The 14,838-nt window shown below is 33.2% G+C and carries 10 protein-coding genes and 1 pseudogene; 2 read left to right on the plus strand and 9 right to left on the minus strand.

The features are described 5' to 3' along the window. Nucleotides 1-138: 138 nt before the first annotated feature. Together recA and SPJ17_RS09000 are read right to left on the minus strand one after the other, a co-directional pair. The gene (gene recA, locus SPJ17_RS08995) at nt 139-1,119 is read right to left on the minus strand and encodes a recombinase RecA (protein ID WP_321094938.1); all 981 of its coding nucleotides are present in this window, start codon (nt 1,117-1,119) and stop codon (nt 139-141) included. A gap of 15 nt (nt 1,120-1,134) precedes the next feature. Beyond that, nucleotides 1,135-1,767, minus strand: a complete 633-nt coding sequence (locus SPJ17_RS09000) for a CDP-alcohol phosphatidyltransferase family protein (protein WP_321094940.1) — start codon at nt 1,765-1,767, stop codon at nt 1,135-1,137. 264 nt (nt 1,768-2,031) lie between these two features. On the opposite strand from SPJ17_RS09000, the gene SPJ17_RS09005 reads away from it, so the two are divergent. Both SPJ17_RS09005 and rpsT read left to right on the plus strand, forming a co-directional pair. Further along, nucleotides 2,032-3,045 carry an A/G-specific adenine glycosylase gene (locus SPJ17_RS09005; RefSeq protein WP_321094942.1) on the plus strand — a complete coding sequence of 338 codons (1,014 nt, stop codon included), beginning with the start codon at nt 2,032-2,034 and terminating at the stop codon, nt 3,043-3,045. A 119-nt stretch (nt 3,046-3,164) separates the two neighbouring features. After that, nucleotides 3,165-3,428, plus strand: coding sequence for a 30S ribosomal protein S20 (rpsT, locus tag SPJ17_RS09010; protein ID WP_119015233.1), 264 nt, complete (start codon nt 3,165-3,167; stop codon nt 3,426-3,428). Between the two features lie 61 nt (nt 3,429-3,489). Here rpsT and holA read toward each other — a convergent pair whose 3' ends face one another. The 7 genes and pseudogenes from holA to SPJ17_RS09045 all read right to left on the minus strand — a co-directional run bounded on the left by holA (nt 3,490) and on the right by SPJ17_RS09045 (nt 14,782). Beyond that, complete coding sequence (gene holA / locus SPJ17_RS09015) at nt 3,490-4,425, minus strand: DNA polymerase III subunit delta (protein WP_321094945.1); 936 nt, start codon at nt 4,423-4,425, stop codon at nt 3,490-3,492. Between the two features lies 1 nt (nt 4,426). Then, nucleotides 4,427-5,890 (minus strand): annotated as a pseudogene (malQ, locus tag SPJ17_RS09020) (4-alpha-glucanotransferase). After that, nucleotides 5,887-6,612, minus strand: coding sequence for a tRNA (guanosine(37)-N1)-methyltransferase TrmD (gene trmD / locus SPJ17_RS09025; RefSeq protein ID WP_321094947.1), 726 nt, complete (start codon nt 6,610-6,612; stop codon nt 5,887-5,889). The pseudogene malQ and the gene trmD overlap by 4 nt, the downstream one beginning before the upstream one ends. Beyond that, on the minus strand, nt 6,609-7,100 hold the full coding sequence (rimM, locus tag SPJ17_RS09030) for a ribosome maturation factor RimM (protein ID WP_321094950.1): 492 nt from the start codon (nt 7,098-7,100) through the stop codon (nt 6,609-6,611). Before rimM ends, trmD begins: the two co-directional genes overlap by 4 nt. A 78-nt stretch (nt 7,101-7,178) precedes the next feature. Then, entirely contained in the window at nt 7,179-10,259 is a 3,081-nt protein-coding gene (locus SPJ17_RS09035; protein WP_321094952.1) for a UvrD-helicase domain-containing protein, read from the minus strand. Beyond that, a complete protein-coding gene (locus tag SPJ17_RS09040) occupies nt 10,259-12,592 on the minus strand; it encodes a PD-(D/E)XK nuclease family protein (RefSeq protein WP_321094955.1) in 2,334 nt (777 codons plus the stop codon). The genes SPJ17_RS09035 and SPJ17_RS09040 overlap by 1 nt, the downstream gene beginning before the upstream one ends. 129 nt (nt 12,593-12,721) lie before the next feature. Further along, nucleotides 12,722-14,782, minus strand: coding sequence for an alpha-amylase family protein (locus tag SPJ17_RS09045; RefSeq protein WP_321094957.1), 2,061 nt, complete (start codon nt 14,780-14,782; stop codon nt 12,722-12,724). Between the last annotated feature and the right edge of the window lie 56 nt (nt 14,783-14,838).

Raw genomic sequence — 14,838 nt, forward strand, 5'->3', positions numbered from 1 at the left:
CTACTTCCTTAGCAGGGAAGCCTCTTGAGCCTCTTGAGTACGTCGACATCTACCAAGGTTGCTACATCATTATAGCAAATTGAAAATCCAAAGTCAACAGAAATTTAGGGACTCTTAGCGAGTCCCATATTTCATAAATTATAAAGCACGAACCTTATCTTCGATTTCCTTTGCCACCTCAGGATTATTTAATAAGAATTCCTTTGCATTCTCTCTACCCTGGCCAATTTTATTTCCTTCGTAAGAGAACCAAGCACCGCTCTTATGAATAATATCTGCATTCACAGCCATATCGACAATTTCACCAATTTTAGAAATACCCTTACCGTAAACGATATCTACCTCTGCAGTCTTAAATGGTGGGGCAACCTTATTCTTTACAACCTTAATAGCTGTACGGTTACCAATGACGGTTGTGCCATCCTTAATAGCTTCGCCCCTTCTGATTTCCATACGGATGGAGGCAAAAAACTTTAATGCTCTACCACCGGTTGTAGTTTCTGGGTTACCAAACATAACACCAACCTTCTCACGAATTTGGTTGATGAAGATAGCAACACAATTTGTTTTAGCAATAATACCAGATAGCTTACGCATAGCTTGGGACATTAATCTTGCATGCAAACCAACATGAGAATCTCCCATATCGCCATTTAATTCAGCCTCAGGCACTAATGCTGCAACAGAGTCAATAACTATAATATCTACAGAACCACTCTTTATTAATGCTTCTGCAATCTCTAGTGCCTGTTCGCCTGAGTCTGGCTGAGATAAAATTAAATTCTCAACATCAACACCTAAATTTTTTGCGTATACAGGGTCTAGTGCATGCTCTGCATCAATAAATGCTGCATAGCCACCGGTAGCTTGTGCATTTGCAATTGCATGAAGCGCGAATGTAGTCTTACCTGAGGATTCAGGCCCATAAACCTCAATAACTCTTCCCTTAGGGTAGCCACCTACACCTAGGGCCTTATCTAATCCAATAGAACCAGAAGGTATAACCTCAACCTTTTGATCTACTCTATCTCCAAGACGCATAACAGAGCCTTTTCCAAACTCCTTTTCAATGGTCTTAAGTGCATTTTCAAGAGCTTGTTCTCTTGTGACTTCTGCCATATATTTTTCCTCCTATTATACTGATTCAAGTAATATATCCTTAGCATTCTTTAAATAAACGATACCAGAATATATTGTGAGTATTACTGAAACATATACTAATACTAACGCAAGGATTGCAATAGATACATGTACGGTTGCAATAAATGCAAAAATTAAAGCAATCATAGTAACAAATGTCTTAACCTTACCAGACATTCCAGCAGCAATTACCTCGCCCTTTTGTGCAGCCACAAGTCGAACTCCTGAAACCATAAGCTCACGAATTAAAATGATCGCAACTGCCCAAAGTGGTGTAACGGTAAGATGATATGGCCATCCTTCTAATACAGATGCAGGATAATACTGTAGATCATTTTGAACCATTAAGATTAAAAAGGATGTCAATACAAGCATCTTATCTGCAAGTGGGTCTGCAAATTTACCAAATGTAGTAACCAAATTATATTTTCTTGCAATGTGACCATCCAAAAAATCGGTAATCGATGCAAGAATAAATATCATTAAATTAACGAAATTTGCAATAGTCAAATAACAACCACTATCATGAAAAATATAATGATCATTTAATGCAGGAATACATGCAACCGTAACCATTAGAGGTACTGCTATAATTCTACCTATTGTTAGTTTATTAGGTAATGTCATAAAATCACTTCCTATGAAAAATATCAAAGATATTATATCATAGAAACGATTATTCTAAAAGAAATAAATCAATCTTCTTTCAAAAAGTATTTTATCTTAGTTTTAAAACTATTAGCCGCTTTCGTCGACAAATTCATTATACCACAAAAATATGGCTTAGTTAAGCCATTTTTTAATTTCACAACGCCTCGTAAAATGTCCTTATTTTTTATTATTTTTTAGGTTATTTTTATCAAATTATGCTATAATACTCATGGTGATTTTATGAACACATTCTATTCGTTAATCCTCTCTTGGTTTAAGGAAAACAAAAGAGACTTACCTTGGAGAGGAAATGTAGATTCCTATCAAATATATTTAAGTGAAATAATGCTTCAGCAAACAAGAGTTCAAGCAGTAATTCCTTATTTCAATCGTTTTATTCAAGAGGTTCCAAGCTTCTATGATTTAGCAAATATAGCAGAGGATAAGCTATTTAAATTATGGGAGGGCCTCGGATATTATTCTAGAGCAAAAAATTTAAAAAAATGCGCTATAGAGATTGTAAATCATCATAATGGTGTATTTCCTAATTCCTATAAGGATGCAATCCAGCTTCCTGGTATTGGAGCATATACAGCTGGTGCTATATTATCTAGAGCATATAATTTAAAATATGCAGCTGTAGATGGTAATGTTTTAAGAATATTTACAAGATTGAATCTAGATGATTCTGATATATTAAAGGAATCAACAAAAAAGCAATATAAGGAATATATTGAATCGATTATGGATAAGGATTATGGCGCATTCAATGAAGCCCTAATGGATCTTGGTGCAACCATTTGTATGCCAAAGGTGGCCCTATGCGATAAATGTCCATTAAATGGCTTATGTAAGGCCTATAAGGAAAATAAAGTATTTGAATTTCCTAAGAAAAAGATAAAGCCAGAAAAGGAATATTTCGAATATAGCATGATTTTTATAACAGATCAGGATAGATATATATTTCTTCCGAAGGAGGATGGTGTATTAAAGGGCTTAAATGCACCTATACTACTCGACTCCTATATGAGTGAATTTGAAATCATAGATTCCATTAAGGAAAAATATGATCTAGATATTCAAAATATTACTCTTATGAAGAAGGGTAAGCACATCTTCTCTCATCAGCTATGGAATATTAAAGCCTATATAGCTTATACAAGGGATTTAAAGGATTATCCATCCTATAGTATAGAAGAAATAAATACACAAATTGCACTTCCTACGGCTTATAAAAAATTTCTTCCATTTTGAGCATGAAAGTAATGAAAACTCATGCTTCTTTAAACATGGAAAAATTTAAATTTTTACTTGATTTAGTATTTCTGTAATGATATAATTGTCATTGCATGTGATAGCGGAGGTGAAAAACTATGGCAAACATTAAACAACAGATTAAGCGTGTTGGTACAAATGAAAAGGCTAGAAAAGCAAATGTAGCATTCAAATCATCTTTAAAAACTGCAATGAAGGCTGTATTCGCTGCAGTTGAGGCTAAAGATGCTGCTAAAGCACAGGAAGCTTTAAGCTACGCTTATAAGAAGTTAGACAAGGCACAGGCTAAGGGCATCGTTCATAAGAATTATGTTGCTAGACATAAGTCTGAATTAGCTTCTGCAGTTAATACATTAAAGTAATAGATATGTTTTAACTTAAAAAAAGAACTGTTTGAGCAGTTCTTTTTTTTGTTTTATTTATTTATTTTAAGAAGAATAATTCTAATCCTAAATCATCCTTAATTTTACCACTTTTGATATCCGCCTCTAATTGAACTAAATCCTCTAAATTTGACTTTATTTTAGATAAAGAAGAGGATTTCGCATTACGTACCATATAGTAGGCTCTACCAGAGGATACATTAAATAAAGCGGCAATATCATTTTGGCTCATGCCACCTTTAAGTAAAATAGAAACATTATACATTTCCTGAAATTTATTAATCAGCAAAGAAACCAAGAAGGAGGATTGAATTTTTGTTAAAATCTTCAAATCCCTATAAATAGAAAATACTTCTTTTGTATGATAGCTTAAAAATGCACTGATCAATTGATATACATCATTATCGAGCGGCTTAGATACCATAAGTTCAACATCTGGTGTTGTAATCTTTTTCTCCTCTGCCTTATATAATTCTAGGATTTCTATTGCTCTTTGTAAGCTAGATAGGCTATCTACATAGGTAATGAGTAGATTTAGCGTTTGCTCTTGAATCTTATATCCATCCTCTTCAAACTGCCTTTTGGCATATTGATCTAGGGGGATATTCTTTATTCTAATATCGATATAGGTTGCATATTTTCTTAAGTTTTTGAATTTATCGCTCTTTTGGTAGTCTGTATCCTTTGTGAATAAGAAAATCAATACATTTTCTGAACTTCTGTCATTCATAGCTGTATATAATTCCTTAAGGGCAGATTCCGATTGCTTAGTAATTGCCTCAGCACCCTTTACAGTAATGAATTTTAATGTATCAAATAAGGATATGGTTGTAAGCTCATCGACTAAGGATAATACACCTTCCTCTTCGATATCATAGCCTATTTCATCATACTCGGATGACAGGCTTTTTTTAATTTGTTCAATTTTTTCGTTTGCGGCACTTATGTCATCCGTAGTTATGATGTAATTATACATATTATCGATTTGAATCCTTTGTAATCCACTTAATATAATTTAATAAATCTTCACTGAAGTCCTCAGGCTTTGCCATATATTGCCAGTTGCCAGATGCTTTCGATGGAATATTCATTCTACCCTGTTCATCCATTAATCCCAAATAATCCTGAAGTGGAATAATACAAGTATCACAGGCCGTTCTCATACACCATTCAATAATTTTTCTTGCTGGCCAATCTCCCCAGTTAATACCCACAAGCGCATTAACCTTTAGCTTCTGCCATTCCTATAACGATTCATAGAAGGAGGAAATCATTTGGTTATCATGCGTACCAGAATAGAATACGTTGTTGGTTGGATATCCCTTATAAATAGGTACTCTCCAGTTCCAATCTCCCCACTCAAATTGGAAGATATTCATTCCTGGGAAGCCACACTGTGCTAATAGTTCCTCTACATCCGGAGTTAATAAGCCTAAATTCTCAGCTACAATATTGGCATTAGGGCATTCCTGCTTAATCTTTTCAAATAACTCGTATCTAGGGCCATCCTCCCAATGTCCACCCTTTGCGTTTGGTGCACCATAAGGAATAGAAAAATATCCGGCAAAGCCTCTAAAATGGTCAATTCTTAAAATATTAAATACCTTTAGGGCATGCTTCACTCTAGCTACCCACCAAGCATAGCCCTCTTGCTTCATTCTGCCCCAGTTATAAAGAGGGTTACCCCAAAGCTGACCATCGGCACTGAAGGCATCTGGTGGACATCCTGCAACCGCATATGGCTTTAGCGCACCATCCAGCTGGAAATCACCAGGGTTTGCCCAAACATCTACAGAATCATATGCACAATAAATTGGCATATCCCCCATAATAGATACTCCGTGAGCGTTCGCATATTTCTTTAATCTAATCCATTGATCATAGAATATGAATTGGTAGAATTGCCATTCAAGAATTCTTTCCTTTTCCTCTTCCATAAACTTTTCTAAGGCCTTAGGATTTCTATATTTAAAATCATCCTCCCATGTATCCCAGGATGCATAGTTATGGTTTTCCTTTAATACCATATAAACAGCATAATCCTTTAGCCAATATTCTTCCTCGTCACGGAATTTTTTAAATTTAGCTTGAACCTTTCTTCTTCTTTTGAATGCCTTTCTTAAAACATTAAAGCGGTTATTAAATAAATAACCATAATCTGCCTTGTAGCATCTTCTTTTCTCTGGAAGTTCAGATTCCTCTAATAATCCATCAGAAACTAATAGTTCTAAATCAATAAAATATGGGTTGAACGCAAATGCGCTCACGCCTTGATATGGAGAATCACCATAGGAAGTTGGTCCTATAGGCATAATCTGCCATACCTTTTGTCCTGCTTTTTCCAAAAAGTCAATAAATTGATAAGCACTCTTACCAATCGAACCAATGGAATACTCACTTGGAAGTGATGAAATGTGAAGCAACATTCCAGCTTGTCTCATACTTTTTCCTCCTCAATAATTTCTTTTAAAAGTTTTTCTTCTTCTTTATTTAATTTGTATTTGTTTAACAAATCTGGCCTTTTTTTATAGGTTCTTCTTAAGGATTCCTTTTTTCTAAATGTTTCAATATTCTTATGATTTCCACTTAATAAAACATCAGGAACTCTCATACCATCATATTCAATAGGTCTTGTGTATTGTGGATATTCTAATAGTCCTATAGAGAAGGAATCCTCCATATAAGATTCCTTTCTTATCGCATGATCTAATAATCTTATAACAGAATCCGAAATGACCATTGCGGCAATTTCCCCACCGGTAAGCACGAAATCACCAATGGAAACCTCCTCATCAACATAGCTTCTAATTCTTTCGTCAAAGCCCTCATAGTGTCCACAAAGAAGGACAAGCTCATCGAGCTTAGAAAGCTCTAATGCCTTCTTCTGATTATAGGTTTCACCCTGTGGTGTCATCATGACGATATGGCTATGTTCATTTGTATTTGCCTTGATGCACCTATCGACAACATCAACTGCCATTACCATGCCAGCGCCACCTCCGCAAGGTGTATCATCCACATGCTTATGCTTATCTTGCGAATATTGTCTTATATCAATTAAAGAAACCTCAACAACGCCCTTTTCAATGGCACGCTTTATAATAGATTCATCAATAAATCCGGTAAACATATCCGGAAATAAGGTTAAAATTTTTATTTTCAAAACAATCCCTCAATTTCCTTTACAACGATTTTTTCAGAAACATCACCAATGAATTCTTCCATAAATGGAACAAGGTGAATCTTATCCTTATAGCGAATGGCTAAATATTTCTTATGAGGCATTTCTCTTATTTCTTCTACCATACCTCTATCTTCTCCATCTTGATTGATAACCTTCTTACCAATCAAATCGGAATAATAGAATTCTCCATCCTCTAGAGTATCTCTTCTATCCTCTTCAGCAATATAAATATCATCACTATGGTACTTTTCAACGAAATTAATATCCTCTAATCCATCAAAGCGAACAAGAAGGTAATTCCCAAAGCTAGAGGCCTTTAATACCTTAACTAGGATATAATCCTTTCCATGTAAAATATATAATTTTGCACCCTTTTGAAAGCGATCAAAATCAGAATAATTTTTTACTTTTAAATCCCCATGAATACCATGAGTTGTCATAATATGGCCACACATATAATACTTCATAAAATCGACCTCACTAATTACCTTAAGTATACTATTTTAACCCTAAAAAATCAATAAAAATGGCCGAAGCCATTTCTATTATAATTCGATTTTTTCAATTTTCTTTTTTAGTAAAGATAATAAATAGCAATCCACTTTCTTTCCGCTAGATTTTTCTGCGTATTTCTTATAAATCGATAGCTGTCTTCTATATTCTATAGAATCTATATTGGATAGCTTATAATCGATAATATCAATATGATCCTTATATTCAAGCATTAAATCGATACTACCATGATAGGTATTATTCCCATCATTGAAATAGAATTCATGTTCATGATAATCCTTTGCATTAGAAATATTTTTAAATATTTCGTTCTTTAATACTTCCTTTAAGGTTTCTTTAATAAACGAATCCATAGGCATAGAATCTAAATCTATATTCTTAAAATCGATTGCCTCTAATGCTAGATGGAATTTAGTACCTAGCTCTAATACTTTCTTTTCCTCTTTAGAAGGAAGATGAGATAATTCCTTAGAGATTTGTTGCTTAAATACCTCCTTAGGGAATTCCTCATTCTTGTATTCTAGCTTGATACTTCCATTAAATTTTTCTTTTTTCTTCAAGGATAGCTTATAATCAGAGATATCATAATCCGCAAGCTCTATATCCTTATAATAGCTATTTAAGCTATTCGCATAAGAAATCATATCCGCAAAGGATTTCATATTATTCTTTGTTATATTCTTTGGAGCGCTCTTTGGAAGAATTAGAATCATCTTTTCTCTTGCACGTGTTAGGGCAACATATAACAATCTTACCTTTTCGGATAAATCCTCATCATGAACCTCCTTAGAATATAGGCTTTTTATAATCGTTGAGGATTGTCCATCATCCACGAAAGGAATGAAAATACCATATTTTTTCGATAAGCCTACCGTCGCTCTCATATCTGCCTGATTAAAGACCTTGGTCAAAAGTGGGAAATAGACATAAGGGAACTCTAAGCCTTTCGACTTATGAATCGTCATAATTCTTACGGCATCCTTTCTAGAGGATTCTGGCTTATATTCCATTTTAATTTCAGAATCTAATAAAGCCTTGATATAGCCTTTAGCCTCATGAATATCATAGCCCAGCTCATCAAAGCTTGAGATTATGGTATGCATATATTCTAAGACTACTAAGGATGAATCCACATCACCAATTTTAGATAATCTATCATAAATATGAAATACATCATTCATTTTATAAAATAAAGTACTATAGGAAGAATCAAGATAGGGGATTAAGGAATGAAAATCCTCTAAAATCGGATAATTCTCCTTCAAGTAAATGAATCGATAAATATCCTCATCTGTATATTCATATAAGAAGCTTCTTGCGATACTTGCTAAAGCGTGATAGTATTCTTGGTCATACTTCTTTTCTAAGGTATTCGATAATACAATAAAGATATTCTTAAATAATGTTGGTAATATCGATTGCTTTAAATCTAAGGACGCTTCAATCGATAATGGAATATTTAAATATTCAAAAATCGATTTAAAGGTTAAGAATTCCTTTGCATCCGATATAAGTATCGCAAAATCGTTATAGGATATAGGAGAGAATCCTTCCTTATGTAATGCCTTTATATTCATAGAAAGCTTAGTTTTTATATCCTTTGCAATAATGAATGCTTCAATTTCTGCTTGGCTGAAATTAGATTCCTCATCCATTTCATAGCTTAATATATCTAAATTGAAATCGATATTCTGTTCTAATTTTAAATAATCCTTTTGACCAAATTGCATCTGATGATCCTGTATATAATTCGCATCACCTAAATCGTCACTCATTAAAGAATTAAATAATAAATTAATATTATCTAACACCTCAGATCTAGATCTAAAATTATAGGTTAAATCAATTTTATAGCCTGAATCATGTGCGGAAAAGCGATTATATTTTTCTTTAAAAATATAAGGATTTGCATTACGGAAGCGATAGATTGCTTGCTTAATATCACCTACCATATATCGATTATTATTTTCGATTAAGGATAGGAAGGTTTCTTGGATATCTGAGGTATCCTGATATTCATCTACTAATATTTCATCGTAGGAATGCATTAATTCTAATCTTATTTCTTCATTATTCTTGACTAAAGCAATCAAAAGCTTAGCGATATCCATAAAGCCAAACATATTGACTTCCTTTTTATATTCAAATAAACGATCCAAGACCTCCTTAGTCATATCAAGTAGGAATAATACATCCTCCTTAATGGAAAGTATTTCCTCCTTCATTGATGAAAGACTCTCATAATTCTTAAAAACATTCTTTTTCAAATCCGATAGACGATCTGAGGCCTCTTTCTTTAATTCCTTGACTCTGTCGCTTGCCTTAGGGCTTACTCTAGGTAGTTCAAAGCCACCTAGTTCGCTATATAAATTTTCATAAGAATCCTGAATAGAAATATGGGATAGGAATAAATCTAAGGTTTCATATAAGGATACACTTGGAGAATCATAGGATGCCAGAAGCTTTAAATCCTTTAATAAATCGATTACTATAGATACCTCTTCTTGTGTATATTTATAATAACAGTTTAGAATTTCATTCATCTTGGAATTTGAAAAATAATCATTCTCATAATTCTTTATAAATAGATCGAAATCAACGATTAATTCTAAGGTATAAGACATATCGTATACCATTTTAAATACACTCTTATCATCCTGAAGGGAGTATTTTTTTAAGAAGGATAGAAATTTTTGATTTTCACTCAAGTAATATTCTGTAAATAAATTTCTTATGATTTCTTCCTTCTTAACCGAAATTAAAGCACCATCCATGATAGAAATGCCTTTTTTTAAGCCAAGCATATAATAATATTTTTTCACAATGGATAAAGAGTAGGAATCAAAGGTTGTGATGTAGGTAGAATCAATAAGTTCAGCTTGTTCAAATAATTGGTTTTCCTTAAGCTTCTTTCTGATTCTTTCCTTCATTTCAAAGGCTGCAGCCTCAGTGAAGGTCAAGACCAATACTCTTCTTATATCGTTTCCCTGCTTGCAATAATCTAGTATTCTTTCTGAAAGTACTGCAGTTTTTCCACTACCTGCACCCGCAGAAACAATAATCGATTCTCCTCTTCTATGAATAGCTTCATCTTGTTCTTTTGTCCAAGCCATTATTCCACCTCACTTCCAAATTTCTTTTCCTCTAAGAAAACATAATCTTCATATTTCTTGAAGCAAATATCCTTATATTTACAGAATGTACAGGAAACATCATTTCCTTCAATTCTTTTTGGTGCTATATCAAATTGTGCTTCCATAATTCCATCTTTAGTTTTATGAATAAACACATCCACAAGCTCAATTAAATCCTCCTCTTGTTCTTCACTTAATAGCTTCGCAAATCTACCAAAATTCCCATTTTTCGTTGTCATCATAGATTGAATATAATCACTTTTATTATAGAATGGATCAAGCATTAAAATTAAAGCTGGATCTGATATTGTAAAGCCTTGAAGACGGAAGCTTTTTTCTCTTTGCTCAAGCTTATCTAAATTACGATCTAATGCAATCATATTTACCTTTTGTAAATAAATACCAATAATATGAATTTTTTTACCCTTAAATCTTTCTGCTTTAGATAATAAATACATATAAGAAGGTAGCTGTAAATGGAATCCATCTTCTACATTATCTAATGTAATATAATCCTTGCCTGTTTTATAGTCCATAATTGCTGCATAAATCTCACCGTTGATTTCTGCATATAAAAGCTTATCGATAAATCCATGGAATTTTAAATTTCCTTCTTCAAATATAATATGCTCTTCACATAATACATTTTTGAGCTCACTTATTTCCTCGTGATGCTTATTATAGTGAATTAAATTCATTAATATTTCATTCATTTGATTAAAATAGAATTTATCCTTAAGGGCATCCTTTGAATTAAGATCCTTAATTCCTTCATTAAGGTTCTTTTCTGTCGATTTTACAAAATCAAAATCGCTATTATAGGAATCCTGTAAAACCGCATGAGAATAGGTACCTAATCTTGTTGCGGAGGTCGATTCAAAGGTAGATAGCTTTAAGATATTATCGCAATAATAATGGAATGGACATTCGAAATAATACTTCATTGTAGAATAGGATAAGGAAATGGATGCATTCTCCTTAAATCTTTCTTCCATGTGCCATTTAGAAATACCCTTGAATGTATTATCATAGGTGTTATATGGAATATGTTCTACATTGTAGAATTCAAGCTTAGGTGAAATCTCCTTTGTTTTATCATATATAGACATATCCACACTAAGCCTTAAATTATCCTCAGCTAAGGAATAGCCAAGAGGGGCATCCTTCGTGTAGGTCTTTAAATCTAACGCTTGAATTAAGGAGGATGGATATAATTCATTAACCTGAACCTTAATCGGATAGGATATAAATAAATTCTTTGTGTTTTCTATAAAGAATATTAATTTATTTCGTTCTTCAATATTCTTTTCTACCGATGTAGAAAGTCCTAATTCGTGAAGTAAGGAATCGGATAAATATTCCTCATCCTTATAGATTTTTGGAGAAACGCCTTGGTTAAATCCCATATAAAAGGCATAATCCATATCTCCTAAGGATACGATATCCGATACATTTACCATATCCTCATATAGAGTATCCTCATATTTAAAGTTTTTAAATTCTCTTTGAAAGAAATCGATATAATCTTTAGGGCTTTTATCCTCTAAGGAATAATCGCTAATTAATGCCATTAAAGGCTTAATATAGTTTGAATCTCCTACTGTGGCAAGTATTTCACTAAAGGATTCCTTTTCCTCTAATAAATGAAGGAATTTTTTAGCAAATGCCGTATGAGTTATGTTTCTTATTGGTTTAAAGTGAATAGGAATATTATAGGTTTTCGATAATCTTTTGAATATGAATTCATGATTACTACTCATATTTATCAAATACATTCTTTGATAGGGAATACCCTCCTCGTGTAGCTTTTTCATTTCATTCATAATGCCATAGCATTCTTCTTTAATTGATTTATATTCATAAACGTTTGGTTTTAGTTTTAAGGATTCCTTAGTAAAAAGAATAACCTCTGTTTTCTTTTTTAATTCCACAATAATCTTTTGAAGCTCTTTCGTGGGAGTACTGGTTAAAAAGGTTATGGGGAATTGATTTAATCTATAATTAAATAATGGATTATCCTCTATGAATCCCATCTTCTTTAAATAGGATTTCGCACTGACTAAGGAATCTAATTTTACATTATTATAGGTTTTATCCACAACATAAGGTATATATCTCATATATTCCTTTGCAAGATCATAGGATAAGGAATAATGATCCATCAAAGAGAATAAGGCTTCCTTCTTTACACCACCATATATATTTTTAAAAAGAATGTTTGGAGTCATAAAAATATAATTTTTCATTGTATTTTCTTCAAGAATTCTTCTTTTTTCCTCTTCCTCACATATAACAAATCCTTCTTTAAGCATTAAAACCAACTCCTTTTTCTATTTCTAATAGCATTATAAATGCTTTTTTGACATTATTCATGTCTATTTTAAATTTTTTTACAAAAAATATGAAAAGAAAGCAGCCCTTAGGGCTGCAATTCTATTCAATTAAATTGTACAAACCTCAATGACATCCTCTTGCATCTTATAATCACTTGTTTGACCGGTCTTATCGTCCCAAACACTTGCTGAAGTGCCATATAAGGATTCAATATCATAATCCTTAGGGAAAGATGCTAATAAATAATTAGACTTTGCAATTAATGAATTGCCTTCTTCATCCACAGGAACTTTAATATATGCAACATCACCAGAAACAACAACCTCTTCCCAATGACCATCCTTACCTGTTGGCCATACCCAAGCAAGGTATCGATTTTCAGTAGTATCCTTTAGACCAGAAATTGCAACATAGCCATCTCTCTTTTCTACTTGATAATACTTATACACCTCAGTAACGGTCTTGTTATCCTTCTTTACCGTAACGCTAAGTGTAGCAACACCTTCATCATCTGGAGTTAAGGTTACTTTTGTTTCTGAATCAAAGGCTACCTCATCACCACCATTGATACTATAGGATGCTGATGTTGCATTCTTTGGAGAAACTGTAACATCATAAGTATCATAGAAATATCCCATTTCACTAGATACGACTACCTCAGGAGTAATATCTGGTTCTGACTTCATTAATACCATAATACCTGCAGTAGACATTGTGCCCTTAATTACACCATTAGAAACAACAATCTCTTTGCCAGTTACATGATCATAATATTTACCATCCGCAATCGCCTTAGCCTCAAATTCAACTTCCTTTTCCTTTTTAACAGAGAAGCTTGATAAAATAGCAACACCATCTGTTCCTCTTTCAACTAAAACATGATTGTTTTGGTAGGAAATTGTTTCATTCTTTCCAAGCATTGCATTATGGAAATTATTAATTGCAGCAACCTCTGCAGATTTCCATGCCTTTGTACCCATTGCACCCATTGCAGTAGATGAATTCGGTCTTGCGAAATATAGTGGTGCAGCACCGCTTCTAGCTGCCTCAAGAGCGTAAATTCTATTCATTGAATCCTGAGTTGCACCCTGGGTTGTACCATCGGCATAGGTATCATGAGATTCAGCCCAAACTACAGCCTTAGTTCCATCATCACTAAAGGAATAATTTAATGAATTTAGAATATATTTAGAAGACAATTTAGACTGAATGTTTGTACCATGTTTATTATCTGTAATACTCATATACTTTGTGTAGGAATCATATTTTCTTCCTCCACCACAGGTATTTAAAATCTCACCATAATAATATAATTTTGTGCCATAGGTCTCATCTGCATATTTTGTTGCAGCAGATAAAATATTTGGCCAATAATTCGAAGCATATCCACCATCATCTGGCGTTTCAATATGCTTTGCAGCATCAAATCTAAATCCATCAACACCACAATCAATACATTCCTCAAGTAAAGAAATAACTCTTCCTTGAACATATTCATTACTTGTATTTAAATCCGGTAGGTTCGATAGCATATAATAAGTAACCGTCTTTGCGTTATCATCCGATACATTATGATTTGTCAAATGGAAATACTTATTTTTATTTGCAAAAATCTCTGGCTCATAGGTTTCAATGGCCTCAGCATATGTACCAGCCTCACCAGTATTGTCATTTCCTAAATGGTTCGATACTATATCTACTATGACCTTAACGCCATAGGATTCTGCAACCTGACACATTTCCTTAAGCTCTTCTTTTGTTCCCAAATAAGAATCCTCAGCAATACTAAAGGCAACAGGCTGATATAGCTTATGCCATTCGGAAGACCAAGCGCCTTGCTTAGTTGTTGATTTACATTGCTGTACTGGAGATGTTTGAACTGCTGTATAGCCACTCTTTGCAATCATCTCCATATTTTCTTTAATTGTATTGTAGCTCCAATTCCAAGCATGTAGGATTGTACCATCTTGGATATCATCCGCTAATCCCTTATCATTTAAGGTACCTGTTGAATAACGCGCATCAAATGTTACCACATTAGATGGAGCTGCTGTTGTTGTAGTTGTAGGTTGTTCTACTGTTGTAGTTTCTGGGTTATTTCCACCACCGCAGGAAGCTAATGCAAGTATAGATATACCTAGTGCAATAGCGCTAAAATATTTTTTCATATAAAGGTCTCCTTTTTTGTCGTTTTTTATATTATAACAATTTTTTTGTAAAACAA

It is taken from the genome of Anaeroplasma sp. (assembly GCF_034179385.1).
Classification (GTDB): Bacteria; Bacillota_I; Bacilli_A; order Acholeplasmatales; family Anaeroplasmataceae; genus Anaeroplasma.

Bases quoted from the DNA above. Each gene is read 5' to 3' on its own strand.
- recA (WP_321094938.1), bottom strand. From the start codon at position 1,119: ATGGCAGAAGTCACAAGAGAACAAGCTCTTGAAAATGCACTTAAGACC.
- SPJ17_RS09000 (WP_321094940.1), bottom strand. From the start codon at position 1,767: ATGACATTACCTAATAAACTAACAATAGGTAGAATTATAGCAGTACCT.
- SPJ17_RS09005 (WP_321094942.1), top strand. From the start codon at position 2,032: ATGAACACATTCTATTCGTTAATCCTCTCTTGGTTTAAGGAAAACAAA.
- rpsT (WP_119015233.1), top strand. From the start codon at position 3,165: ATGGCAAACATTAAACAACAGATTAAGCGTGTTGGTACAAATGAAAAG.
- holA (WP_321094945.1), bottom strand. From the start codon at position 4,425: ATGTATAATTACATCATAACTACGGATGACATAAGTGCCGCAAACGAA.
- rimM (WP_321094950.1), bottom strand. From the start codon at position 7,100: ATGAAGTATTATATGTGTGGCCATATTATGACAACTCATGGTATTCAT.
- SPJ17_RS09035 (WP_321094952.1), bottom strand. From the start codon at position 10,259: ATGGCTTGGACAAAAGAACAAGATGAAGCTATTCATAGAAGAGGAGAA.
- SPJ17_RS09040 (WP_321094955.1), bottom strand. From the start codon at position 12,592: ATGCTTAAAGAAGGATTTGTTATATGTGAGGAAGAGGAAAAAAGAAGA.
- SPJ17_RS09045 (WP_321094957.1), bottom strand. From the start codon at position 14,782: ATGAAAAAATATTTTAGCGCTATTGCACTAGGTATATCTATACTTGCA.